This window comes from Caulobacter sp. GW822-FHT07D08, from assembly GCF_058798735.1.
The window spans coordinates 310,287-332,371 of the sequence record NZ_JBXAKU010000006.1; the positions used below are offsets into that span (position 1 = coordinate 310,287).

General features: G+C 68.9%; 23 protein-coding genes and 1 pseudogene. 13 read left to right on the forward strand and 11 right to left on the reverse strand.

Features of this window, described 5'->3' with window-relative positions:
- Positions 1-9: 9 nt before the first annotated feature.
- Positions 10-1,272 carry a polyhydroxyalkanoate depolymerase gene (locus AC1RJ9_RS14175; protein WP_492837539.1) on the reverse strand — a complete coding sequence of 421 codons (1,263 nt, stop codon included), beginning with the start codon at positions 1,270-1,272 and terminating at the stop codon, positions 10-12.
- Positions 1,273-1,386: 114 nt separating this feature from the next.
- Complete coding sequence (locus AC1RJ9_RS14180; protein WP_492837585.1) at positions 1,387-1,977, reverse strand: SCO family protein; 591 nt, start codon at positions 1,975-1,977, stop codon at positions 1,387-1,389.
- Positions 1,978-2,051: 74 nt separating this feature from the next.
- Here AC1RJ9_RS14180 and AC1RJ9_RS14185 point away from each other — a divergent pair, with 74 nt between their 5' ends.
- Positions 2,052-3,452 carry an ActS/PrrB/RegB family redox-sensitive histidine kinase gene (locus AC1RJ9_RS14185; RefSeq protein WP_492837541.1) on the forward strand — a complete coding sequence of 467 codons (1,401 nt, stop codon included), beginning with the start codon at positions 2,052-2,054 and terminating at the stop codon, positions 3,450-3,452.
- A 76-nt stretch (positions 3,453-3,528) separates the two neighbouring features.
- A complete protein-coding gene (spdR, locus tag AC1RJ9_RS14190) occupies positions 3,529-4,086 on the forward strand; it encodes a stationary phase response regulator transcription factor SpdR (protein ID WP_492837542.1) in 558 nt (185 codons plus the stop codon).
- Positions 4,087-4,204: 118 nt separating this feature from the next.
- Here the strand turns inward: spdR and AC1RJ9_RS14195 are convergent, their stop codons facing one another.
- The 4 genes and pseudogenes from AC1RJ9_RS14195 to AC1RJ9_RS14210 form a co-directional block, all read right to left on the reverse strand.
- Complete coding sequence (locus AC1RJ9_RS14195) at positions 4,205-4,990, reverse strand: SDR family oxidoreductase (RefSeq protein ID WP_492837543.1); 786 nt, start codon at positions 4,988-4,990, stop codon at positions 4,205-4,207.
- Between the two features lie 66 nt (positions 4,991-5,056).
- Positions 5,057-5,128: pseudogene (locus tag AC1RJ9_RS14200) on the reverse strand (hypothetical protein); the annotation flags it as partial.
- Between the two features lie 61 nt (positions 5,129-5,189).
- Entirely contained in the window at positions 5,190-5,471 is a 282-nt protein-coding gene (locus tag AC1RJ9_RS14205) for a 4a-hydroxytetrahydrobiopterin dehydratase (protein ID WP_492837545.1), read from the reverse strand.
- Between the two features lie 27 nt (positions 5,472-5,498).
- Positions 5,499-6,140 carry an HAD-IA family hydrolase gene (locus AC1RJ9_RS14210; RefSeq protein WP_492837546.1) on the reverse strand — a complete coding sequence of 214 codons (642 nt, stop codon included), beginning with the start codon at positions 6,138-6,140 and terminating at the stop codon, positions 5,499-5,501.
- Between the two features lie 146 nt (positions 6,141-6,286).
- On the opposite strand from AC1RJ9_RS14210, the gene AC1RJ9_RS14215 reads away from it, so the two are divergent.
- From AC1RJ9_RS14215 to AC1RJ9_RS14230, 4 genes are all read left to right on the forward strand, one after another.
- Positions 6,287-6,886, forward strand: coding sequence for a hypothetical protein (locus AC1RJ9_RS14215; RefSeq protein WP_492837547.1), 600 nt, complete (start codon positions 6,287-6,289; stop codon positions 6,884-6,886).
- Between the two features lie 76 nt (positions 6,887-6,962).
- Entirely contained in the window at positions 6,963-7,067 is a 105-nt protein-coding gene (locus AC1RJ9_RS14220; RefSeq protein WP_492837548.1) for a hypothetical protein, read from the forward strand.
- A gap of 104 nt (positions 7,068-7,171) precedes the next feature.
- Complete coding sequence (locus tag AC1RJ9_RS14225; RefSeq protein WP_492837549.1) at positions 7,172-9,223, forward strand: AsmA family protein; 2,052 nt, start codon at positions 7,172-7,174, stop codon at positions 9,221-9,223.
- Positions 9,224-9,466: 243 nt separating this feature from the next.
- Positions 9,467-9,742, forward strand: a complete 276-nt coding sequence (locus AC1RJ9_RS14230) for a YjhX family toxin (protein WP_492837550.1) — start codon at positions 9,467-9,469, stop codon at positions 9,740-9,742.
- A 1-nt stretch (position 9,743) separates the two neighbouring features.
- On the opposite strand, the gene rsmD is transcribed toward AC1RJ9_RS14230, so the two are convergent.
- Entirely contained in the window at positions 9,744-10,307 is a 564-nt protein-coding gene (gene rsmD / locus AC1RJ9_RS14235; protein ID WP_492837551.1) for a 16S rRNA (guanine(966)-N(2))-methyltransferase RsmD, read from the reverse strand.
- 260 nt (positions 10,308-10,567) lie between these two features.
- Between rsmD and AC1RJ9_RS14240 the strand changes: the two genes are divergently transcribed.
- On the forward strand, positions 10,568-11,539 hold the full coding sequence (locus AC1RJ9_RS14240) for a CPBP family intramembrane glutamic endopeptidase (protein WP_492837552.1): 972 nt from the start codon (positions 10,568-10,570) through the stop codon (positions 11,537-11,539).
- A 108-nt stretch (positions 11,540-11,647) separates the two neighbouring features.
- On the opposite strand, the gene AC1RJ9_RS14245 is transcribed toward AC1RJ9_RS14240, so the two are convergent.
- Positions 11,648-12,892 (reverse strand): pseudouridine synthase, encoded by a 1,245-nt coding sequence (locus AC1RJ9_RS14245; RefSeq protein ID WP_492837553.1) that lies wholly within the window; start codon positions 12,890-12,892, stop codon positions 11,648-11,650.
- 53 nt (positions 12,893-12,945) lie between these two features.
- Between AC1RJ9_RS14245 and tadA the strand changes: the two genes are divergently transcribed.
- Positions 12,946-13,431 carry a tRNA adenosine(34) deaminase TadA gene (gene tadA, locus AC1RJ9_RS14250; protein WP_492837555.1) on the forward strand — a complete coding sequence of 162 codons (486 nt, stop codon included), beginning with the start codon at positions 12,946-12,948 and terminating at the stop codon, positions 13,429-13,431.
- On the opposite strand, the gene AC1RJ9_RS14255 is transcribed toward tadA, so the two are convergent.
- Positions 13,428-13,844 (reverse strand): hypothetical protein, encoded by a 417-nt coding sequence (locus AC1RJ9_RS14255; protein WP_492837556.1) that lies wholly within the window; start codon positions 13,842-13,844, stop codon positions 13,428-13,430. The two genes, tadA and AC1RJ9_RS14255, sit on opposite strands and share 4 nt — an antisense overlap.
- A 132-nt stretch (positions 13,845-13,976) precedes the next feature.
- Here AC1RJ9_RS14255 and pseB point away from each other — a divergent pair, with 132 nt between their 5' ends.
- Positions 13,977-15,017 carry a UDP-N-acetylglucosamine 4,6-dehydratase (inverting) gene (gene pseB / locus AC1RJ9_RS14260; RefSeq protein WP_492837557.1) on the forward strand — a complete coding sequence of 347 codons (1,041 nt, stop codon included), beginning with the start codon at positions 13,977-13,979 and terminating at the stop codon, positions 15,015-15,017.
- Positions 15,014-16,186, forward strand: coding sequence for a UDP-4-amino-4,6-dideoxy-N-acetyl-beta-L-altrosamine transaminase (pseC, locus tag AC1RJ9_RS14265; protein WP_492837558.1), 1,173 nt, complete (start codon positions 15,014-15,016; stop codon positions 16,184-16,186). Before pseB ends, pseC begins: the two co-directional genes overlap by 4 nt.
- Here the strand turns inward: pseC and AC1RJ9_RS14270 are convergent.
- Positions 16,183-16,494, reverse strand: a complete 312-nt coding sequence (locus AC1RJ9_RS14270; protein WP_492837559.1) for an EthD family reductase — start codon at positions 16,492-16,494, stop codon at positions 16,183-16,185. The genes pseC and AC1RJ9_RS14270 overlap by 4 nt on opposite strands.
- 164 nt (positions 16,495-16,658) lie before the next feature.
- Between AC1RJ9_RS14270 and AC1RJ9_RS14275 the strand changes: the two genes are divergently transcribed.
- Entirely contained in the window at positions 16,659-17,789 is a 1,131-nt protein-coding gene (locus AC1RJ9_RS14275) for a DUF5694 domain-containing protein (RefSeq protein ID WP_492837560.1), read from the forward strand.
- Between the two features lie 50 nt (positions 17,790-17,839).
- Here AC1RJ9_RS14275 and AC1RJ9_RS14280 read toward each other — a convergent pair whose 3' ends face one another.
- Positions 17,840-19,540: a hypothetical protein gene (locus AC1RJ9_RS14280; protein ID WP_492837561.1), complete on the reverse strand. Its 1,701-nt coding sequence runs from the start codon at positions 19,538-19,540 to the stop codon at positions 17,840-17,842.
- A 221-nt stretch (positions 19,541-19,761) separates the two neighbouring features.
- On the opposite strand from AC1RJ9_RS14280, the gene chvI reads away from it, so the two are divergent.
- Positions 19,762-20,481, forward strand: a complete 720-nt coding sequence (chvI, locus tag AC1RJ9_RS14285; RefSeq protein ID WP_047412158.1) for a two-component response regulator ChvI — start codon at positions 19,762-19,764, stop codon at positions 20,479-20,481.
- The gene (gene chvG, locus AC1RJ9_RS14290) at positions 20,456-22,072 is read left to right on the forward strand and encodes a two-component sensor histidine kinase ChvG (protein ID WP_492837562.1); all 1,617 of its coding nucleotides are present in this window, start codon (positions 20,456-20,458) and stop codon (positions 22,070-22,072) included. The genes chvI and chvG overlap by 26 nt, the downstream gene beginning before the upstream one ends.
- The last annotated feature ends 13 nt before the right edge of the window (positions 22,073-22,085 follow it).

A 22,085-nucleotide genomic window follows, 5' to 3' on the forward strand; every position in this document is an offset into this window, starting at 1 on the left:
GACTCGACGTTACGCCTCTTCCTCGAAGTGCGGATCGCACTTGCGGATGAAGCGGCGCACGCGCGGATAGATCTCCTCGCGGAAGCGGCGGCCGTTGAACACGCCGTAGTGGCCGACTCCGGGCTGCACATAGTCCAGCTTCAGGTCGTCGGGGATGTTCGCGCACAGGCCGTGGGCGGCCTGGGTCTGGCCGATGCCGGAGATGTCGTCGTTCTCGCCCTCGACCGTCATCAGGCCGATGTCGGTGATCGCCTCGGGCTTCACCAAGGTCCCGCGGTGCGTCAGCTCGCCCTTGGGCAGCAGGTACTGCTGGAAGACGATGTCGATGGTCTGGAGATAGAACTCCTCCGTCAGGTCCAGCACCGACAGATACTCGTCATAGAACTCCAGGTGCTTGTCGGCGCTGTCGCCGTCGCCGGTCACCAGGTGCTCGAAGTAGCGACGGTGGGCCTCCTGGTGGCGCTCGGCGTTCATGCTCATGAAGCTGGCCAGCTGGACGAAGCCCGGATAGACGCGCCGGCCCGCGCCCGGATAGGGCGGCGGAACGGTGTAGATCATGTTCGACTGGAACCAGGTGAACGGCTTTTCCTCGGCCAGCTGGTTGGTCACGGTCGGCGACAGGCGCGCGTCGATCGGCGAGCCCATGAAGGTCATGCTGGCCGGGCGCGACGGATGGTTCTGCTCGGCCATCAGGGCGGCGGCGGCCAGGACCGGCGGCCCGGGCTGGCAGACGGCCACGACGTTCGGGCGCGGACCCAGCACGGCCAGCATCTCGATGATGTGGTCGATATAGTCGTGGAAGTCGAAGCGGCCTTCCAGCACCGAGACGTTACGGGCGTTGACCCAGTCGACGATGAAAACCGAATGATCGGGCAGGAAGGCCTCGACCGTGCCGCGCAACAGGGTGGCGTAGTGGCCCGACAGCGGGGCGACGATCAGCACGGCGGGATCCAGCGAAAACTTCCCGGCCCGGCGCATGTCGGCCATGTCGCGGTCGAACTGGATCACCCGCGCCCAGGGGCTTTGCCAGACCACGGTCTCACGGACGCGGACGTCGACCTGACCGACCCTGATCGTGTCCAGGTGCCACTTGGGCTTGCCATAGCGGCGCGTGACGTTGGCGAACAGATTCGCGCCGGCGTGCATATGTCGGCCGACGGCCGAGTCGGCGGCCGGATTCAGCGGCGATCCCCAGAAGTCCCGGGCCGCCCGCGCCGCGAGGCGCATCGGCGTGGAGGCGTAGTAGGCCGATTCGTGAAGAGCGTAGAGCATGGCGCACTCGCGATGTTGCATCGCAACATAGCACGCCAAAGCCTAAGAGAGTCTACCTTTCACAGCGATTGGCGCCGCGTCATGGGGTCGCCTCACGCCGGAGTGGTAGCGTTCTCACCCCTCGCGCATCGCGTCGCTGATCCGGCGTGCGATGTCCGCCGGCGGCAGGTTGTAGGGGATCACCGTCTTGAAGCGCCCCTTGGGGTCCATCAGGTAGATCGCCGTCGAGTGGTCCATGGTGTAGCCGGGGCCGTCGCCGACCTTGGCGTAGTAGACCTTGTAGGCCTTGGCGGCCGCCTGGACCTGCTCCTGCGTCCCGGTCAGGCCGATCGTCGTCTTCGGCACATAGTCGGCCGACAGATAGGTCTTCATCTGCCCGGGCGTGTCGCGGGCCGGGTCGATCGAGATGAAGACGATCTGCAGATCCTTGGCCTTGGGGCCCAGCTGGTCGGTCGCCGCCGCCAGGCCCTGCAGCGTGCCCGGGCAGACGTCGGGGCAGTAGGTGAAACCGAAGAACACCGCGCTCCATTTACCTTTCAGCGCCTTCTCGGTGGTCGGGACGCCGTTCTGGTTCACCAGCTGGAACGGCCCGCCGACCGCGACGGACGCTTGGGACTTGAACACTCCGGCGCGCCACGCCAGGCCCGCGGTCACGGCGAGCCCCAGGACGCAGGCCAGGATCAGGACAAGGCGGTGGCGAAGCATGTGCATTTCATCCTTTTCTTGCCGCTTGTCCTTTTGCTCTCGCAAAGCGCGCGGTTCTGGACAATCCTGCGACCATGACTGACGTATCGTTCGCGAGAGCGCCCGACGATCAACGTCACAAAGGGCTCGATAAGCCGGGCGACGAACCGGCGCAAGACGACGCCTGGTCCTGGACGGCTCCAGGACTGCGCCGCGGACGCTTAAGGGTGCGAACCCTTCTGGCGCAGCGCTGGCTATGGGTGGTCGGCCAGACCGCCGTTCTGCTGATTTCCGGACTGGTTCTGAAGCTGCAGGTGCCGTGGGCGCTGTGCTTCACCCTGATCGCCCTTTCGGCCTGGCTGAACGTGCTGCTGGGCCTGGCCTCCAGCGGCCAGCGCCTGGCCCGCGACGGCGAGGCCACCGCCCAGATCGCCTTCGACATCCTGCAGCTGTCGGGCCTGATCTACCTGACCGGCGGCGCGCACAACCCCTTCGCCTTGCTGCTGATCGCGCCGGTGACCCTGGCGGCGGCGACCTTGCCGGCCCGCTACGCCTTCGGCCTGGGCGCCCTGGCCATCGCCGCCTCGGTGCTACTGGCGATCTTCCACATGCCGCTGCCGACCATAAACGGCCGTCCGTGGCCGTTCGAGCCGAACCCGCTGATGCTGTGGACCATCGTGTCGGCGCGGATCGTCGGCATCATCCTGACCGCCGCCTATGCCTGGCAGGCGGCCAGCGAGTCCGCGCGGATGGAGCTGGCGCTCAACGTCACCGAAACCGTGCTGGCCCGGGAGCAGCGCCTGTCGGCCCTCGGCGCCCTGGCCGCGGCCGCCGCCCACGAGCTCGGCACGCCGCTGGCGACCATCTCGGTGGTGGCCCGCGAAATGGCCCGCAACGCGCCCGACGAGCAGACCCGCGAGGACGCCGAGCTGATGATCGGCCAGGCGGCCCGTTGCCGCGAGATCCTGCAGCGCCTGACCGAGATGCCCGAGGCTCAGGACGCGGTGCACGAGCGCATGAGCCTGGTCCAGCTGGTCCAGGACGTGATCGAGCCGCACCTGGTGCATGGCGTCCGCGTGGAAGCCGTCGTCAACGGTCCTTCGGGCGAGACCGCCCCGGACATCTGGCGGCGCCCGGAGATCATCCACGCCATGACCTCGATCGTCGAGAACGCGGTCGATTTCGCGAGGGGCGAGGTGATCGTCATCGCCCGCTTCGACGCTCGCTACATCGTCATCGAGGCGCGCGACGACGGTCCGGGCTTCTCGCCGGAGGTGCTGGCCAAGCTGGGCGAGCCCTATGTCACGACCCGTCCGGGCGCGGAAGGGTCGCGAACGGGGCACATCGGCATGGGTCTGGGCTTCTTTATCGCGAAGACCTTGCTGGAACGAACCGGCGCGACAGTGGATTTCCGCAATGGTCGCCGGGGTGGGGCGGTGGTTTCGGCGCGCTGGCCTCGTCCGGCCTTGGAAGCTCCTGGTTTCGCGGGGGCTTGAGTACGACGCGGAAGCACGAAAGTATGGGTTGTTATTTGGCCTGTTGAGTATTGGCGCTGGGGAGGCGCGGACTTCTATGGCGGATATCGGTGAGCTGGTTTCGGCGCTGCCGGACAAGACGCTGCTCTTGTTGGATGATGACGGCCCGCTGCGAACCCGATTGGGTCGAGCGCTGGAGCAGCGAGGGTTCGAGGTGACGCTGGCCGCCTCCGTGGCCGAGGCCCTGACCCTTCTGCGCAGCCATGCCCCGGCCCACGCGGTGCTGGACATGCGGCTGGAGGACGGCTCGGGCCTGAAGGTGGTCGAGGCGGTGCGCGACGCCCGCGCCGACGCCAAGGTCATCATGCTGACTGGCTACGGCAACATCGCCACGGCCGTGGCGGCGGTGAAGGCGGGGGTGGTCGACTACCTTTCCAAGCCCGCCGACGCCGACGACGTGGCCCGCGCCCTGCTGGCCGCCAAGGACGCGGCTCCGGTGCCGCCGGAAAACCCCATGAGCGCCGACCGCGTGCGGTGGGAGCATATCCAGCGCGTCTACGAGATGTGCGGCCACAACGTGTCGGAAACGGCGCGCCGGCTGAACATGCACCGGCGGACGCTGCAGCGGATCCTGGCCAAACGCGCGCCGCGGTAGTTTTCATTGTCATCCCGGACGGCCTGAAAGGCCGATCCGGGACCGCCGGAAACGCCGACGCTTGCCGCGGTCCCGGCTCGGCGCGCTACGCGCTTAGCCGGGATGACAGCTTTCAAGGTCACATCGCCGAGATGCCGCCGTCGACCTTGATCTCGGCGCCGGTCATGAACTTACTCTCGTCGCTAGCGAGATAGAGCACCGCGTTGGCGATGTCGTTCGGCTCGCCGATACGGCCCAGCGGCACCTGCCGGGCCAGCTTGGCGAAGGCTTCCTCCTTGCCGAACCGCGAGGTGAAGCCCTCCAGGATCGGGGTGTCGATGAAGGTCGGGTGGATGGAGTTCGAGCGGATGTCGAGCTTCATCTTGGCGCAGTACAGCGCGATGTTCTTGCTGAGCAGCCACACCGCCGCCTTCGAGGCGTTGTAGGCGGGCGAGTTGCCGTTGGCGATCAGACCGGCGATCGAGCTCAGATTGATGATCGAACCCGGTTGATGCGCCCGCATGTGGGTCAGGGCGTGCTTGGCGCCCAGGAACACCGAGTCGACATTGACCGACATCACCTTTTTCCAGAGCGCGAAATCCAGGCTCTCGATCGGACCGTCGCCGCCGATGCCGGCGTTGTTGACCAGCACCGACAGGCCGCCCATGTCCTGGGTCGCCTTTTCCAGCACCTCGATCCACTGGTCTTCCTGGGTGACGTCCAGCAGGTAGGCGAAGGCCGTGCCCGCGCCGTGGGCGGCGTTGATCTCGTCCGCCACGGCTTGGGCGCCGGCCAGGTTGAGATCGGCCAGGGCGACCTTGGCGCCTTCCTTGGCCAGCATCCGCCCCGCCGCCGCGCCCAGGCCCTGGGCCCCGCCGGTGATGAAGGCCTTCTTGCCGGCGACCCGGCCCGTGCTCTGCGCCATGCGGCGTCCTCCCGATTGTTCAAACAACAGTTTGAACCGGGCGCGAGAACAGGGGAAGCCGAAATCTCTCCTCCCCTCTTGGGGGAGGGGGACCGCCGAACGGCGGTGGAGGGGGACAGCTCGGTCTCGCCTACGCAGACCCCCTCCGTCTCCGCGCGTATTCGCGCGGAGCCACCTCCCCCAGAAGGGGAGGAAAGTCCTAGGCGGCGCTGTCCATGAACTTCGCCAGCGTCACGTCCAGGTCCGTCACCCCATCCGCGTCGTGCGTCGTCAGCAGCACCTCGACGCGGTTGTAGACGTTGAACCATTCCGGGTGATGGTCGAGCTTGTCGGCCATCAGCGCCACGCGGGTCATGAAGCCGAAGGCTTGATTGAAGTCCGCGAACTTGAAGGTCTTGGTGATCGCGTCCTTGCCGGAAGCCGCGCTCCAGCCGGAAAGCTGGGCGAGCGCGGCCTCTGCGCCGATCTTGGGACGGGACATGGGATTCTCCGAAAGAGCTTCGCCCTCTCAGAACGCCAAACCGGTCGCTTGGGCAAGGTCGTCCAACAACTGAGCCTCGCCCGACACCTTGATCGCCGTCATGCCCAGGGTCGCCGCCGGCTTGCAGTTGATCCCCAGGTCGTCGAGATAGACGCAAGCCTCCGGCGCGACGCCCAGCCGCTCGCACATCATCTGGTAGATGCGCGGGTCCGGCTTGCGCACCCCGGCCTTGGAGCTTTCGATCACCGCGTCGAACAGGGCCATGATCTCGCCGACGGCCAGGGCCTTTTCGGCGCTCTGGGCCATGCCGGGTCCATGGCCGGTGGGGACATTGTTGGTGATGCAACCGACCTTGAACCGCGCCTTGCAGGCCTTCAGCGCCTCCAGCACCCGAGGCCGCAGGTCGCCATAAAGCAGCGGCAGCACCTCGGCGCCCCGGACCGCATGGCCCAGGCGCGTCGCCTCTTCCAGGAACAGGCCGTCGAAGGCCGCCGCGTCGATCTCGGCCCGTTCGAACCGGGCCCAGGCGTTCATGTCGGGGTCGGTGGCGTTGACCGTGCGGATGAAGTCCGCGGGCAGGCCGCGTTCGGTCTCGAAGCGGCGGAAGGCCTCGAACGGCGAGGTGGTGAACACCCCACCAAAATCCCAGATCACCGCCTCGATCGCCATGGCCGCCCCCTTAAACAGATGTTTGACGCAACGCTACCCGTCTCGCGGCGTGAGGGGAAGCCGCCACGGCCACGCTCGCGCGACGGGTGAAAGGACGCTCGCGACCGCGCTGGAAATGTTTTGTTAACCCTCGTCCGGAGTCGCCCATGATCGCCTTTCGCCGCCTGACCACGATCGCCCTCGCCACGGCCGCCGTCCTGACGGCCGCGCCCGCGCTGGCCGGTTCGAGCCCTGGCGGCGTCGGCGGCCCGCCGGGTCCGGAGATCCTGCCGCCCAACGCCGCGCCCGGCCAGTGCTTCTCGCGCCGGGTCACCGGTCCGGGCGGCGCCTATCGCTGGGATCGGATCGAGTGCGACAGCGCCTATGGCGGCGGCTACGGTCACGGCTATGGCGGCGGTCGCCTCGACGTCCAGACGCAGGGCGCGCCCGCCTACGGGTATCAAAGCAGCTACCAGGGCGGTTACATTACCGACTGTGACGGCTGCGGCGGTTGCGCGGACCGTGGCTATCCGGGCGGCTACGCCCATGCCGGTGATCGCTACGGCGAGCGCCGGTACGACAGTCGCAATTCTCGATCACAGTACGCGTACGAGAGCAGCTCATACAGCGGCGGTTACGCCTATGGCCGTGGGGGCCAGGGCGAGAACTATCCGCCGCCGTATGGCTACGGCTCTTCCTACCCCGGTTACGTCGCCGCCGGGCGCGACGAGGCCGGTTACCTGATCTGGCCCGGAAAGGCGCCTTAAACCCCAAAGTGGGTGGCGCCGCCCTTGCGCCGGAAGCGTCGAGTTGCACCAAAATGGGACGGGGGAACTATTCATCATGCGCACGCCAAGCCGGCCGTTTTTCAAGGCCTATGAACTCGTGGCCATCGCCGTCTTCATCATCGCGGGGGTGGTCGTCTGCCGGATCGGTCTCGTCTACTGACGGGCTGATCCCGGAACCGGCCTGAAGGTCGTTTCGCTTCAAATTGGAACAGGATCGCCCGGCTCACGCGTTGTGTGGGTTCAACCGGAGCCACGATCCTGTCCATGGCCGACGTCACGCCCGCGCCCAAGCCGCCCCGGAACCCGTTCCGAGGCCTGTCGCGGCGCGCGCGGATCGGCATCGGCGCGGCCCTGACCCTGGTCACGGCGATCGTGATCTTTCTCGTGATCTTCGACTGGAACTGGCTGCGCGGCCCGATCGGCCGCTACGCCTCGGCCCAGCTGCAGCGCGAGGTGGCGATCACCGGCGACCTTCGCGTCCACCCCTGGTCGTTCTCGCCCAAGGCCGAGGCTTTTGGCGTGCGGATCGGCCAGCCGGCCTGGGCCAAGTCCGTCGATCCACAGGCCGGCCAGATGGCCCAGGTCGAGCGCATCGCGGTGCAGATCAAGATCCTGCCGCTGCTGCGCGGCCAGGTCATCCTGCCGTTCCTGGCCATCGACAAGGCCGACGTGCGCCTGCTGCGCGACAAGGACGGCCGGGCCAACTGGACCTTCGGCGCGAAGAAGAGCGACAAGCCGCTGAAGCTGCCCGCCGTCCAGCGCTTCGTGATCAACGAGGGCCGGTTGCGGGTCGACGACCGCCAGCGCGGCGCGCTGTTCGTCGGCACGGTCAGCGCCCAGGAACGCGCCGGCGCCAGGGGCGGTCGCTTCGTGCTGGAGGGCAAGGGCAGCCTGAACCGGTCAGCCTTCGTCGCCCAGGTCACCGGCGGCCCACTGCTGAACATCTCGCCCAGCCGCCCCTACCCGTTCGACGCCGACATCCGCGCCGGCGCGACCCGCGTCACGGCGCACGGCAATGTCATCAAGCCGTTCGATCTGGGCCGCTTCGAAACCCAGCTCACCGTGTCCGGCGCGGACCTGAACCGCCTGTACGACCTGACCGGCCTGACCCTGCCCAACACCCCGCCCTACAAGGTCTCGGGTCATCTGGTCCGCAAGGGCGACCGCTACGACTTCGAAAAGCTGTCGGGCCGGATCGGCGATAGCGATCTCTCCGGCGACCTCTTCGTGCTGACCGGACGCGAACGGCCCTATCTGGAGGCCGACCTGCGCTCGCGCCGGCTGGATTTCGACGACCTGGGCAGCCTGTTCGGCGCCGCCCCGGCCACCGGTCGCGGCGAGACCGCCTCGGCCGGTCAGAAGGTCGAGGCCGCGCAACGTGACGCCACCCAGCGCCTGCTACCCGACGCCACTCTGCAGGTCGAGCGCATTCGCGCCATGGACGCCAAGGTCAGCTACCGCGCCGAGACCGTGAATGCGCCCAACCTGCCGCTGCGCAAGGTCAGCGCCGAGGTGGTTCTGGAAAACGGCGTGCTGACCGTCGACCCGCTGGCCCTGACCTTCTCGCGCGGCGACCTGAAGGGAACCGTGCGCCTGGACGCCCGCCCGGCCACGCCGAGGACCGACATCGACGTGCGCCTGCTGAACGGTCGCATCGAGGACTTCATCCCGATCAAGAGCGAGGGCAGGCCGGCCATCGAGGGCGCGGTGATGGCCCGCGCCAAGCTGACGGGCACGGGCAACAGCGTCCACCGCGCCGCCGCCACGGCCGACGGCTCGGTGACCCTGGTCGCGCCGCGCGGCCAGATCCGCCAGGCCTTCGCCGAGCTGCTGGGCGTCAATGCCTCCAAGGGTCTGCTCCTGCTGCTGTCCAAGAGCGACAAGGAGACGCCGGTGCGCTGCGCCGTCGCCGACTTCGACGTCAAAAATGGGGTGATGACCACCACCACTCTGGTCGCCGACACCGGCGTGGTGCTGGCCAAGGGCCGTGGCACGGTGAACCTCGCCACTGAGCGCATGGACTTCCGCATCGAGGGCGACAGCAAGAAGCCGCGCCTGGTGCGCCTGTTCATCCCGATCACCATCAAGGGTCCGATCATGGCCCCCAAGACCGGTCTCGACGTCAGCCAGACCTTGGGCCAGGGCGGCGTCGCCGCGGCCCTGGGCTCGCTGATCAACCCGCTGGCGGCGTTGCTGCCCCTCATTACCACCGGCGAGGCCAAGGACGCCGACTGCGCCGGTCTGGTTTCCGAGGCCCGCCAGCAGGGCGCGCCGGTGAAGGTCGGGCAGACGACGGCGGCGAAGGCGAAGAAGTAGCGGTCGCTTGGGTTCGCGCGGATGTCCCGAACGTCCAGCCGAAGACCCGACCTTGAGCTTCGCTGGCTCTTCCCCCATCTTCCCGTCATCAACCTCTCTTGTGTGGTTCATGTCCGAGATTGTGCGCGAGGCGCGGGCCTAACAGGCTCCGAACCTCGGTTCGAAAGTCGCTAGGCCCGCTATCCGCCCGCGTATCCGCTGGCCGGATGCGCGATCGTATGCCTCGATCTCTCGGACAATCCCTTGAACATCTCCAAACCGCAGCAAAGGACGCTGCACGCGCTGGCCCAGGGCGGCCGGATCGAACTCGAACGCGACGACAACGGTAAAATCATCGCGGCTGATTGCATCACCCGCGACGGCTGGGCGCTGACCGACTGCACGGTCGGCGTGTTCCAGTCGCTGAAGCGCAAGCGGCTGATCGCCAGCCAGGACGGCGGGCCCTACCGGATCACCCGGCTGGGGCTGGGCCATCTGCGGGCCCAGCTCGACAACCGGGTGGGGGCGAAGGCGTGGTGAGTTAGAGCAGCTTGTAGAACAGCACGCGCGCGGCGCCGTAGTCGCGCGCGTCGATCTGCTCGAAGCCTTCCAGAACCGGGTCGATCTCGCTCCGGCCGCGCTCGAACATCAGGATCGCGCCGGGGGCCAGCCAGCCGTGGGCGCGAAGCTCGGCGACGGCCTTCTCGCCCAGGCCCTTGGCGTAGGGCGGGTCGAGGAAGGCGATGTCGAACGGCGTCCCGGCGCTGGCCGGGCGGGGTCCCAGGTCGGTGGCGTCGCGGCGGTGTACCCGGGTGACGCCGAACAGGTGCATGGCGTCGATGTTCTCGCGGATCGCGCCGCGCGCGGCGTCGTCGGTCTCGACGAACAGGCAGAAGCCGGCCCCGCGCGACAGGGCCTCCAGCCCCAGCGCGCCCGAGCCGGCGAACACGTCGATGACCCGCGCGCCGTTCAGTTCCGGCGCCCAGGCGGCGTGCTCCAGGATGTTGAACACCGCCTGGCGGGCGCGGTCGGAGGTCGGACGGGTGGCCTCCCCCGGCGGGGCGACGATGGCCTTGCCGCGATACTGGCCCGAGACGATGCGCATCAGGCGGCCTTCGCCGGCGACGAAACGATCCGGCGGCCAAGCCAGGAGAGTCCGAAGACGAGCATCAGCCTGTGCCGGCGCCCCGCGCCCGTGTCGCCCCTGCCCGAAACCCCGTCACTCATGCCTGCCCCCCTTACAACCCGTAACCGGATGTGTGCCGTCCCGCGCGCGCCGCGGCAAGCACCCGCTTTACAAGATCGCGCCCCTTCCCTCTTAGTCGGCCCGGAAGCCAGCAACGCGTGGCGAGAGGCGAGCGGACGATGCGCATGGGCGAGCTGATGGAGGCGGTGAAGCGTTCGCGCTTTCTGGCCGACCTGTCGCCCTATGACCGCGACCCGTGGCGGACGGTCTTCGCCGTGCCGGTCGGCATGCTGGCCGGCGCCGTGGCGGGCCTGCTGGGCGCGACCAGCGCCACCCTGATCAGCCTGCTGGTGGTCAGCGGCCTGGACGGCGCGCCGGCCGCCGGCGACCTGTTCAGCGTCTTTTCCGATCCGAACCTGACCGAGCCGACGGCGCGGCAGTCGCTGTTCTTCCTGGCCGTGCTGGCCGGCGTGAACCTGGGCGCGGCGGTCGGCTTCGTGTTCGCGGCCGGGGCCATCCACCACCGCCGCATCACCGACTACATCAATCGCGGCCAGCCCGTGCGCTGGCGCCTGCTGCTGGGCGGGCTCGTCCTGGTCGGCGGGGTGATGATCGCCGTCACCGGCGTCGCCGCCGCCCTGGGCGAGTCGCTGGATCCGCCGCTGTGGAAGGTCTCGCCGAACCTCGTGGGCCGCACGCTCTACGCGACCATGGCCATCGCCCTGCTGATCCTGGCCTCGGCCGCCGAGGAGCTGGTGTTCCGCGGCTGGCTGCTGAAGCAGAGCGCGGCCTATGTCCGCGACCCGATCGTGCTGATGGCGCTGAACGGCCTGCTGTTCGCGGCCATCCACTTCGACCCGAACATCGACGCCTTCCTGGTCCGCGCGGCCATGGGCGCGGGCCTGACCTGGATGGCGCTGCGCCTGGGCGGCATCGAGCTGGGCATCGGAGCCCACGCGGCCAACAACGCCGTGATCCTGCTGCTGATCCGGCCGATGACCACCCGTCCGGACTCGCCGCACGAGTTTAAGGCCGGCCTGATCGCCAGCGCCCTGGTGGTGCTGGCCGGCTTCATCGGCGTGGCCGAGCTGTCGGTGCGCTGGCCGGCCCTGCGCCGCTGGACCAGCGGCTCGAGCCCAGCGGCGGCTTAGCGCCGAACCGCGTCCCCGCCCTTCGACAAGCTCAGGGCGAGGACGAATGCTGACGTCGGTCTAGAGACCCTCATCCTGAGCTTGTCGAAGGACGAGGGTCTCGGCTCCTCAGCGCTTAGGCGGACCACCGCGCGAGGGCTTGGCCGCCCCCGGACGCGGCGCCGCCCTGCCCGGCTTCTCCGACACGCGACGCGACGCGCCGTCCACGGGCTTGACCGTGGGCTTGGCCGCCGGCTTGCCGCGCGCGGCGGGCTTGCCGATGTCGATGAACTTGCTCTCCATCGACTTGGGGGCGCGCTTGGCCTTGGGCGCGGCGATGCCCTTGCTGGCGCCCTTGGCCGGGGCGTGGGGCGAGACCTTCTTCTTCGGCTTGGCCCAGCCGGCTTTGTAAACCGGCTTCTCGGACTTCTGCGGCGTATCGAGGACCACCGCCCGGTCGGCGCGCGGAACGCCCCGGCGCTGGAGATCGCCGCCGCCCGGCGTGCCGGGCGCCTTCACGGCGGCGGCGATGCCGTTGAACTTCGGACGATCGCCCGTCGGCATGTTCTCCTCGGAGACAATGCCTTCCATCAGCTCGCGGATCACCCGGGGGCCGACCTCCTCGATCTGGCCGGCTTCCAGCGGGCCCAGGGCGAACGGGCCGTAGGACATGCGGATCAGGCGATTGACCTTCAGGCCCAGGGCTTCCAGCACCTTGCGGACCTCGCGGTTCTTGCCTTCCGACAGGCTGACCGTGATCCAGATGTTCTTGCCGCCGCCGGCCTTGTCGTGGGCCTTGTCGATCTTGGCTTCGATCGAGCCGTACTTGACGCCCTCGACGGTAATGCCGTCCTTCAGCGCATCAAGCTTGGCCTGGGTGGTGTCGCCGAAGGCGCGGGCGCGGTAGCGGCGGACCCAGGCGTTGCTGGGCGTCTCCAGGGCGCGCGACAGCTCGCCGTCATTGGTCAGCAGCAGCAGGCCTTCGGAGTTCAGGTCCAGGCGTCCGACCGAGATCAGGCGCGGCAGCTCCTTGGGCAGCGACTGGAACACCGTCGGCCGGCCCTTGGGGTCGTTGTGGGTGGTCATCAGGCCGGTGGGCTTGTGGTAGCGGAAGATCCGCGTCGGCTCGCGCTCGGCCACCAGCTGGCCGTCGACGGTCAGGAAGTCGCCGGGCTGGACCTTGATCGCCGGCGTGGTCAGCACCTTGCCGTTGATCGCCACGCGACCCGCCTCGATCAGCCGCTCGACCTCGCGCCGCGAGGCCACGCCGGCCCGCGCCAGGGCCTTGGCGACGCGTTCGCCAGGACCGCCGTCGAGCTCGCCGTCTTGACCGTCGAGTTCAGGCTCGTACAGGGGATCGTGTGGCTTGGTCATTTTCGGCGTCCTTCTCGGGCTGGGCGCATCTCTCGATGGGCTTTTTCTAGCTAATGCACACCGATCTTCCCGACGATCAAGACCACGCCATGATGCGGCTGGCGCTGGACGCCGCCCGCGCGGCGGCCGAGGCCGGCGAGACCCCCGTCGGTGCGGTGATCCTGGATCCGAGGACCGGCGAGGTCATCGCCACGGCCGGCAACGGCCCGATCGCCGCCCACGACCCCACGGCCCACGCCGAGATCGCGGCGATGCGCGCGGCGGCGGCGAAGCTCGAGAACTACCGCCTGACCGACCTGACCCTGGTCGTCACCCTCGAGCCCTGCGCCATGTGCGCCGGCGCGATCAGCCACGCGCGGATCGGCCGGGTGGTGTTCGGGGCCGAGGATCCCAAGGGCGGCGCCGTGGTCCATGGCCCGAAGTTCTTCGCTCAACCTACCTGCCACTGGCGGCCGGAGGTGACCGGCGGCGTGCTGGCCGAGGAGAGCGCCGAGCTGCTGCGGGGGTTCTTCCGCGCGCGCAGAAAGACCAAAGGCTAGCTGAGCAGGGTCGAACCGAGCAGGACCTTGGCGCCGGGCTTGCCCACGATACGGTCGCAGGCCTTCTGAAGCTCGCGCGCCACATAGTCGAGGTCCGGCGGCGCGCCGCCGCGCAGGCCGGCGGCATAGACCATCAGCACCTGGGCGAAGGCCGCCCGCAGGCGCGGCGTCGAGGCCTGGGCGCGCTCCATCAGCTTCGGATCCTTGGCCTCGATGCCGGTCTCGACGGTCATCACGCCCCGGCGGCCGTCGCGGCGCAGGACCACCGCGTTGATCGGGTCCAGCGCGAAATAGGTCGGTGGCGCCTTCTTCTCTTCCTTGCCAGCGTTGGCCAAGGCGACCGTCGGCGCGGCCAGGGAGCCGCCGGCGAGGGCGGCGATCAGGGCGATCGGGAGGAGGCGGTTTCGGCGCATGTCGCCTTGCTACCGCACCGGGGTTGACGTCCTCTTTACGCCTGCGAGCGCACACAGGGGCGTTAACCACGATTCGTCGCCACGCCCGCTCTGGGCGCCTCTAGGGCGGACGAACGTCGCAGGAGGCAGTCCTTGGGCCGTTTTTCCCCCAAATCCCTCGATCTGGACGGCAAGGTGATCCTGGTCACCGGCGGCACCGGCTCGTTCGGCCGGCGCTTCATCGAGACCGTCCTGCGCCGCTACGCGCCGCGGAAGGTGATCATCTATTCCCGCGACGAATTGAAGCAGAGCGACATGCAGCTCGAAATGCGCGAGCAGTTCGACGAGGCCACCTACGGCAAGCTGCGCTTCTTCCTCGGCGACGTCCGTGATCGCGAGCGCCTGACCCTGGCCCTGCGCGGCGTCGACATCGTCATCCACGCCGCGGCCCTGAAGCAGGTGCCGGCGGCCGAATACAATCCGTCCGAGTGCATCCACACCAACATCATGGGCGCCGAGAACGTGGTCTGGGCCAGCCTGAACAACGCCGTCAAACAGGTCGTGGCCCTGTCGACCGACAAGGCCTGCAACCCGACCAACCTCTATGGCGCGACCAAGCTGGCCTCGGACAAGACCTTCGTGGCCGCCAACAACCTGTCGGGCGATATCGGCACCCGCTTCGCGGTGGTTCGCTACGGCAACGTGGTCGGCTCGCGCGGCAGCGTCGTGCCGCTGTATCGCCGCCTGCTGAGCCAGGGCGCGACCGAACTGCCGGTCACCGACCCGCGCATGACCCGCTTCTGGATCACCCTGAACGAGGGCGTCGACTTCGTGCTGTCGTCCCTGACCATGATGCGCGGCGGCGAGATCTTCGTGCCGAAGATTCCCTCCATGGCCATGCCGGACCTGGTCAAGGCCATGTCGCCGGACGCCGGCATGAAGGTGGTCGGCATCCGTCCCGGCGAAAAGCTGCACGAGATCATGATCAGCGCCGACGACGCCCGCGCCACCGTCGAGTTCGAGGATCGCTACGCCATCGAGCCCAACTTCGCCGAGTTCGGCCGCACACCCTATTCGGAAGCCGACGGCGCCCGGCGCGTGGCCGAGGAGTTCTCATACAGCAGCGACAACAACCAGGACTGGCTGACGCCCCAGGGTCTGCTGGACATGCTGGAGGAGAAGGCCGCGCGATGAGCGGCTTCCTCCCCTACGGCCGGCAGACGATCGAGGACGACGACGTCGCGGCCGTCGCGCAGGCCCTCCGTGGCGACTTCCTGACCACCGGGCCGACGGTCGAGGCCTTCGAGACCGCCTTCGCGAAAAAGGTCGGGGCCAAGCACGCGATCGCCGTCTCCAACGGCACGGCCACCCTGCATCTGGCGATGATGGCCTTGGGCGTCGGCGAGGGCGATGTCTGCGTGGCGCCGTCGATCACCTTCCTGGCCACCGCCAACTGCGCCCGCTACGTCGGGGCCGAGGTGGTGTTCGCCGATGTCGATCCCGACAGCGGCCTGATGACTCCGGACACCCTGGCCAAAGCCCTGAGTGGAGGGGCCCTGAACAGCGCGCCCGGCAAACGGATCAAGGCCGTGCTGCCCGTCCATCTGCGCGGCGACGTCTGCGACCTGCCGGCCCTGAAGGCCATGGCCTCGGCCGCCGGCGCGGTGTTGGTCGAGGACGCGCCCCACGCCCTGGGTTCGGTCGGAACCTTCGACGGAACCGCCCACCCGGTCGGCGACTGCGCCTTTTCCAGCTTCGCCAGCTTCTCGTTCCATCCGGTCAAGACGCTCGCCACCGGCGAGGGCGGCATGCTGACCACCAACGACGCGGCCCTGGCGGCCAAGGTCCGGCTGCTGCGCTCGCACGGCATGGTCCGCGAGCCCGGCGGCGATCCCTGGTGGTACGAAATGCCGGAGCTGGGCTTCAACTACCGCATCCCGGACGTGCTGTGCGCGCTTGGCCTGTCGCAGCTGAACAAGCTGGATCGCTTCGTCGCCCGCCGGCGCGAACTGACCGCGCTCTACGCCAAGCGGCTGGCCGAACGCGCCCCGCGCGTGCGTCTGGCCGCGAGCCCGGCCCATTCGAACCCGGCCCTGCACCTGCTGACCGTATTGATCGACTTCGAGGCCGAGGGCCTGTCACGCCGCACCGTGGTCGACAGCCTGAAGGCCGGCGGCATCGGCACGCAGGTCCACTACATCCCGGTGCACCGCCAGCCCTACTATGTGAACCGCCAGGGTCTGGCCGACCTGCCCGGGGCCGACGCCTGGTACGCCCGCTGCCTGACCCTGCCGCTCTATCCGACCATGGCCGACGGCGATGTGGAGCGGGTGGTCGACGCGCTGGCGGGAATCCTGGGCTAACCTGCCACGCTCACCTGCGTGACCGGCGTGATGTCGGTGAACTTGGCAACGTCGCCCAGCACCTCGGGCGCCCTTGGACCGCCTAGCGAGGCCTGCAGGGCCGCGGCGTCGCGGAAGGTGATGTTGACGATGACCACGAACGGCGCGGGCGAGCCGTCCGGGCCGGGCAGGCCCTTGAGCACCTGTACGTCGGTCAGGCCCGTGGGCGTGAAGGCCTCGCGGACCAGCGGGATGTGGGTGGCGTCGTAATAGGCCTGATCGAACCTCGCGCCGGGCGCGGCGGGATAGAGAACGGTGAACACGACCATGGCGATCTCCCAGGATGACCGGAGGCGAGGCGGTCCGATCGACCGCGTGAAGCCAGCCTACGCGGCGCCGTCGGGGAAGAGGCAAGATCATTAAATAAAAGACAGGCGCCTCCGTTCACCCTCCTCCGGGCCTCTAAGCTTGAGCAGCTATCCGAGGGGCCTCCATGTTTCGCACCGTTCGTGTTCTCGTCGCCGGCGTTGGGGCGCTGGCGATCCTCGCCGGCGCCGCCCAGGCGCAAGCCCAGCCGCAAGCCCAGACCCGGGCGCGAGACTACCGGCCCACCTTCCATCCCGAAACGCTGAAGGGCCCGCCCGCCGGCAAGGCCAACGAGGTGCTGGTGCTGGGCACGGCGCACCTGTCGGGCCTGCCCAAGACCTTCGACATGGCGCTGTTGGCGCCGCTGGTGGACCGCCTGACGGCCTGGAAGCCGACCGGCATCGCCACCGAGGATCTGTCGGGCCTGCAGTGCGACGCCCTGCGCCGCTACCCCGCCCGCTACGCCGAGACGGTGAAGAGCTATTGCTACGATCCGACCAAGGCGGGCCAGGCCGTCGGCCTCGACGCGCCCGCCGCCAACGCCGAGGCCGAGCGCCTGCTGGCCGCCTGGCCGGCCCAGCCCACTGCGGCTCAGCGCCGGCGCCTGGCGGCGGTGTTCATGGCGGCGGGCGAGCGTAATTCGGCCCTGGTGCAGTGGCTGCGGTTGCCGCAGGCCGAGCGCCGGGCCGGCGACGGCCTGAACGACGAGCTGGCCGCCTATCTGGACTCCTTCAAGGTCCGCCGTAACGAGTCCACCCTGATCGCCGCGGTGGTGGCCGCGCGCCTGGGCCATGAGCGCGTGTGGAGCGTCGACGACCACTCGGCCGACACGCCCGACAGTCCCGACCCGGCCGAATCCAAGGCCTTCGAGACCGCGATCCGGTCGGCCTGGGACAACCCTGTCAGCCACGCCCGCCGGGCCGAAAGCCAGCGCCTGGAGGCCGCCCTCGACAAGCCGGACGGCGTGCTGAACCTCTACCGGGCCTACAACAGCGCCAACGCCCAGCTGATGGCCTTCAGGGGCGACTTCGGCGCGGCGTTCGTCGAGCCCTCGCCCCAGGGCTTCGGCCGGCGGTATCTCGGCTACTGGGAGACCCGCAACCTGCGCATGGTCGGCAATATCCGCGACGTACTGGGCCAGCACCCGGGCATGCGGATGCTCGCCATCGTCGGCGCGTCGCACAAGGGTTACTACGAGGCCTATCTGAACCAGATGCACGACGTGCGGCTGGTGAGCGCGGACGCGGTGCTGCGGTGAGGCGGATAGCTCCGGTGGCGGCCTGAACGTCCTCCGGTGGCAAGCGCCCCCTAAGCCGCCTGCCCCAGCAGGGTCTTGAGCAGGTCCATGGTTTGCGGCGAGCCCTGGAGCTGTTCGCGCGAGGTCGGATCGCGGGCCAGTTTCAGAGCCTCGACCCGGGCCTTGTCGGCGACCGGGCCGGTGGGACCGGCCTCGCCGAGGGCCAGCTTGGCCAGCAGCTGCAGGCGGTGCGGCAGCGGCGCGGGGGCGCGGACCAGCATGGTCAGCAGACGCGAGTCGGCCTCGATCAGCGCGCCGATCTCGCCCAGCTTGACGCACAGCGGCTCGAAGTCCTCGCGCACCAGGCCCGAGCGGACCAGCTGGCGCTGGAGGCCGGCCAGGTTGCCGAGCTTGGCGACCGGCGAGTCCGGCCCCGCGCGCAGTTCCTTCTCGAAGCGCATGGCGCTGATATTGGCGTTCAGCCAGCGGGCGGCGTTGCGCTTGTTGACCGCGCCCATGACGTTCTCGGCCAGGCGGATCAGCATCTTGATCTCTTCATAGGCCGAACGGTCTCGACCCAGCAGCGCCTCGATGAAGTCGCCGTTCAACAGGGTCTTGGAGCGGGTCGTGAAGGCGTTCTGGATGTCCTCGGCCTGGAGGATACGGCCGGCGGCGGCCGTCAGGCTCATGGCCAGGGCGCGCAGATATTCGATCTCGGCCTCGGCGTCCGTGGGCTTGAGGCGGCGAACGCCGTTCAGCTCGGTCAGCACGCGTTCGGCGATGGCCTTCCGCACCGAGGGGAAGTTGTCGCCGGCCAGCCATTCGCCCAGGCGCCGGGCCGTGCCCGACAGCTCCGGCATGCAGCCGCGGACGCTGGCTTCTATCTTGATCAGGGCCTCGACGGCGACGCCGCCGGTCAGCCGGGTCATGGCCGCCAGGGTGACGCCCAGATCCTCGTTGGTGGTGTCCAGCAGGTCGGCCATGCCGGCGCGCGAACCGATGATCTCGGCCAGCGGCTGCTCGATGGCCTGCAGGGCCGCGAAGCGGGCGCGCGGCTCCTCCGGGGCGGCGTCGGCCAGATCCAGCAGGCGGGCGATCTTGGCCGACCAGCTGACGGCCGGAGCGATCGAGGCGGCGACGCCGGCCCCCAGCAGGAAGGCGCGGTCCGGGTCGGCGACCAGGCGCTCGGCGGCCCTGGCGAAGCCTTCCTTGTCGAGGTCCGGCAAGGCCCCCTTCTTGAAGGCCTTCATCAGGTTGGCGACGGTGCGCTCGACCAGGCCCTGGAAGTGGCGGATGACCTCGTGTACGGACTGGCCGCGCGCCTCGGCTTCCGGAATGGCGATCTTCTGCAGCGCGTGCTGCAGGTCGGTGCCGGACGCCTCGAGCTTCTCGACGAGATCGGGACGGTGCAGCAGTTCGAACGGGGTGGCCTTGTGCCGGGCCAGGAAGCCTTCCAGCAGGCGGCCGATGCGGTCGCGGGCGTGGGAGGTGTAGAGGTCTGCGGGCTGCACGCAGAGGGGGTCGCGGTCCTCGACCTCCTTCTTGGGCTTGCCGCCGTCGACCAGCCCCTTGGTGAAGATGGCGATCGACTTGTATTCGCCGGTGGCCTCGTCGAGCGTTTCCTTGCTGACGCGCACGGCGACGGCGCGGTTCTGGACGAGCACGTCCTCGGCGACCTGCAGCGCGTGCGCACGGTTCTCCGAAGCGATCTCCAGCGTCCACTGGGCCCCGACTTTCCGCCGGACAAACAACTCGTAATGGACTTGGCTCATGCCCGCCCCGCTTCAGGAGGCCTCACTATGGGCTTTCAGACCTTAAGGTGAGGTTGAGGGAACCCGCGCCGGACGGCCGCCAGCGCCGCAATCGCGCCTTTCTGGAGCCGCAAAGGCCAGGAAGAAGCAGGGAAAGCTTTACCGCGCCGCGCGTTGAAGCCAGGACGTTCGACCGATAGGATCGGCCGACGCAAGATAAGGCTAAGGACAAGAACGACCAGATGGCCGCCATTACGCTCATTGACGACGACGAGAACATCGTCGCCTCGGTCTCGCTGGCCCTGGAAAGCCACGGTCACGCGGTGAAGGCCTATTACGACGGAGCCTCGGGTCTCGAGGCCGTCGAGGCCAGCCCGCCCGATCTTGTCATTCTCGACGTCAAGATGCCGCGCATGGACGGCATGGAGGTGCTGCGGCGCCTGCGCCAGACGTCCGAGATCCCGGTGATCATGCTGACCTCGAAGGACGACGAGATCGACGAGATCCTCGGCTTCAACCTCGGCGCCGACGACTACATGCACAAGCCGTTCAGCCAGCGCCTGCTGCTGGAGCGGGTCAAGGCCGTCCTGCGCCGCGCGCGTCCGGACGACGAGGACCTGGCGCCGATGGCCGGCTCGGCCGCCGCGGCGGCGGGCTCCAAGGTCATGAAGCGCGGCAAGCTGACCCTCGACCCGGCCCGCCACGACAGCCTGTGGGACGGTCGCCCCGTGCGCCTGACCGTCACCGAGTTCCTGCTGCTGCAGGCCCTGGCCCAGCGTCCGGGCTTCGTGAAGAGCCGCGACAACCTGATGGACGCCGCCTACGACGATCAGGTCTATGTCGACGACCGCACGATCGACAGCCACATCAAGCGCATGCGCAAGAAGTTCCGTCAGGTCGATCCCGAGTTCGACTCCATCGAGACCCTGTACGGCGTTGGCTACCGTTACCGCGAGTCCTGAGGCCGAGAGCCTCGAGGCCCCCAAGGCCAGGCGACGCTTCGTCTGGCCGCGCGGGTCCAGGCTCGGCCGGCTGATCATCGTCCTGAACGTGCTGGCCCTGGCGATCGTGGTCGTCGGGGCCCTGGTGCTGAACGAACTGCGCAGCGGCCTGATCGCCGCCCGCATCGACAGCCTGACCACCCAGGGCGAGCTGATCGCCAACGTCATCGACCAGACCGCCACGGTCGGCGAACCCGAGCCGGCGCTCGACCCCTATGTCGCCAGCCAGCTGCTGCAGGTGCTGTTCATCCCGCGCAACCAGCGGGCCCGGCTGTTCGACGCCCACGGCAAGACGCTGGCCGACTCGTTCGTGGTCGCCGACCGCGTCGACTGGAAGGTGCTGCCGCCCGCTCGCAAGCCGGGAGACAAGGACGCGCCGCCGCACCTGACCCCCGCCGCCCAGGCCCGCGCGGAGAAGGCCCGCAAGGCGCTGGCCAACGAGATCACCCAGGCCATGAAGGGCCGGCCGGTGGCCGGAACCCGCGTGGCCGAGGACGGCGAGCGGGTGGTGTCGGTGTCGATCCCGATCCAGCATGTCCGCGCGGTGCTGGGGGTCCTGACCCTGGAGGCCGGCGACGTCGACGAGATCATCTCGGCCGAGCGCAAGGCCCTGCTGCCGTTCATCATCGTGGCCATGGTCGCGATCGTGATGTCCAGCGTGATGCTGCACCGCCTGATCGCCGTGCCGGTGCTGCGCCTGGCCCGGGCCGCCGACCATGTGCGCCTGCAAGGCGCGCGCGCCATCTCCCTGCCCGACCTGTCCGAGCGCCGCGACGAGCTGGGCGACCTGTCGCGCTCGCTGGAGGACATGACCCACTCGCTGTCCGAACGCATGGACGCCATCGAGCGCTTCGCCGCCGACGTGGCCCACGAGATCAAGAACCCCCTGACCTCGATCCGCTCGGCCATCGAGACCCTGGACCTGGTCACCGACCCCGCCGCCCGGGCCCGGCTGCTGGCCATCCTGCAGAACGACGTCAACCGCCTGGACCGCCTGGTCACCGACATCTCCAACGCCTCGCGCCTGGACGCGGAGCTGTCGCGCGAGCATCCCAAGGCGATCGACCTGTCCAAGCTGCTGGCCGAGGTCGCCAGCCTGTACGAGACCCAGCTGCGGCCCGGCCCGGCGCCGGGCAGCGTGCGGGTGCGGTTCGCGGCCGATATCTCCCGCCCGACCCTGGTGCTGGCCCGCGAGACGCCGATCGGCCAGGTGTTCCGCAACCTGATCGACAACGCCCGCTCGTTCAGCCCGGACGACGGCGAGGTGCGGATCTCCCTGATCCGGCCGCGCGGCAAGTCGACCGTGGCCGTGATCGTCGACGACGACGGTCCGGGCATGCCGCCCGACAATCTGGAGACCATCTTCGAGCGCTTCTACACCTCGCGCCCCAAGGGCCGGGCGTTCGGCGGCAATTCGGGCCTGGGCCTGTCGATCGCCCGCCAGATCGTCGAGGCGCACGGCGGCCAGATTCACGCCGAGAACCGCAAGGACGAGGCCGGGGCCGTGATCGGCGCCCGCTTCGTGGTCGAGCTGCCGGAAGTCCGGGAGTGATTCGGCCAGAGAC

Coding starts and splice junctions, on each gene's coding strand:
- rsmD (WP_492837551.1), bottom strand. CDS start 10,307: ATGCGCATCGTCTCGGGCCAGTATCGCGGCAAGGCCATCGTCGCCCCG.
- AC1RJ9_RS14225 (WP_492837549.1), top strand. CDS start 7,172: ATGGCCGACGTCACGCCCGCGCCCAAGCCGCCCCGGAACCCGTTCCGA.
- AC1RJ9_RS14255 (WP_492837556.1), bottom strand. CDS start 13,844: ATGCGCCGAAACCGCCTCCTCCCGATCGCCCTGATCGCCGCCCTCGCC.
- tadA (WP_492837555.1), top strand. CDS start 12,946: ATGCACACCGATCTTCCCGACGATCAAGACCACGCCATGATGCGGCTG.
- AC1RJ9_RS14180 (WP_492837585.1), bottom strand. CDS start 1,977: ATGCTTCGCCACCGCCTTGTCCTGATCCTGGCCTGCGTCCTGGGGCTC.
- pseC (WP_492837558.1), top strand. CDS start 15,014: ATGAGCGGCTTCCTCCCCTACGGCCGGCAGACGATCGAGGACGACGAC.
- AC1RJ9_RS14195 (WP_492837543.1), bottom strand. CDS start 4,990: ATGGCGCAGAGCACGGGCCGGGTCGCCGGCAAGAAGGCCTTCATCACC.
- AC1RJ9_RS14185 (WP_492837541.1), top strand. CDS start 2,052: ATGACTGACGTATCGTTCGCGAGAGCGCCCGACGATCAACGTCACAAA.
- AC1RJ9_RS14210 (WP_492837546.1), bottom strand. CDS start 6,140: ATGGCGATCGAGGCGGTGATCTGGGATTTTGGTGGGGTGTTCACCACC.
- AC1RJ9_RS14245 (WP_492837553.1), bottom strand. CDS start 12,892: ATGACCAAGCCACACGATCCCCTGTACGAGCCTGAACTCGACGGTCAA.
- AC1RJ9_RS14240 (WP_492837552.1), top strand. CDS start 10,568: ATGCGCATGGGCGAGCTGATGGAGGCGGTGAAGCGTTCGCGCTTTCTG.
- AC1RJ9_RS14280 (WP_492837561.1), bottom strand. CDS start 19,540: ATGAGCCAAGTCCATTACGAGTTGTTTGTCCGGCGGAAAGTCGGGGCC.
- AC1RJ9_RS14270 (WP_492837559.1), bottom strand. CDS start 16,494: ATGGTCGTGTTCACCGTTCTCTATCCCGCCGCGCCCGGCGCGAGGTTC.
- chvI (WP_047412158.1), top strand. CDS start 19,762: ATGGCCGCCATTACGCTCATTGACGACGACGAGAACATCGTCGCCTCG.
- AC1RJ9_RS14205 (WP_492837545.1), bottom strand. CDS start 5,471: ATGTCCCGTCCCAAGATCGGCGCAGAGGCCGCGCTCGCCCAGCTTTCC.
- AC1RJ9_RS14220 (WP_492837548.1), top strand. CDS start 6,963: ATGCGCACGCCAAGCCGGCCGTTTTTCAAGGCCTATGAACTCGTGGCC.
- AC1RJ9_RS14215 (WP_492837547.1), top strand. CDS start 6,287: ATGATCGCCTTTCGCCGCCTGACCACGATCGCCCTCGCCACGGCCGCC.
- AC1RJ9_RS14175 (WP_492837539.1), bottom strand. CDS start 1,272: ATGCTCTACGCTCTTCACGAATCGGCCTACTACGCCTCCACGCCGATG.
- AC1RJ9_RS14275 (WP_492837560.1), top strand. CDS start 16,659: ATGTTTCGCACCGTTCGTGTTCTCGTCGCCGGCGTTGGGGCGCTGGCG.
- spdR (WP_492837542.1), top strand. CDS start 3,529: ATGGCGGATATCGGTGAGCTGGTTTCGGCGCTGCCGGACAAGACGCTG.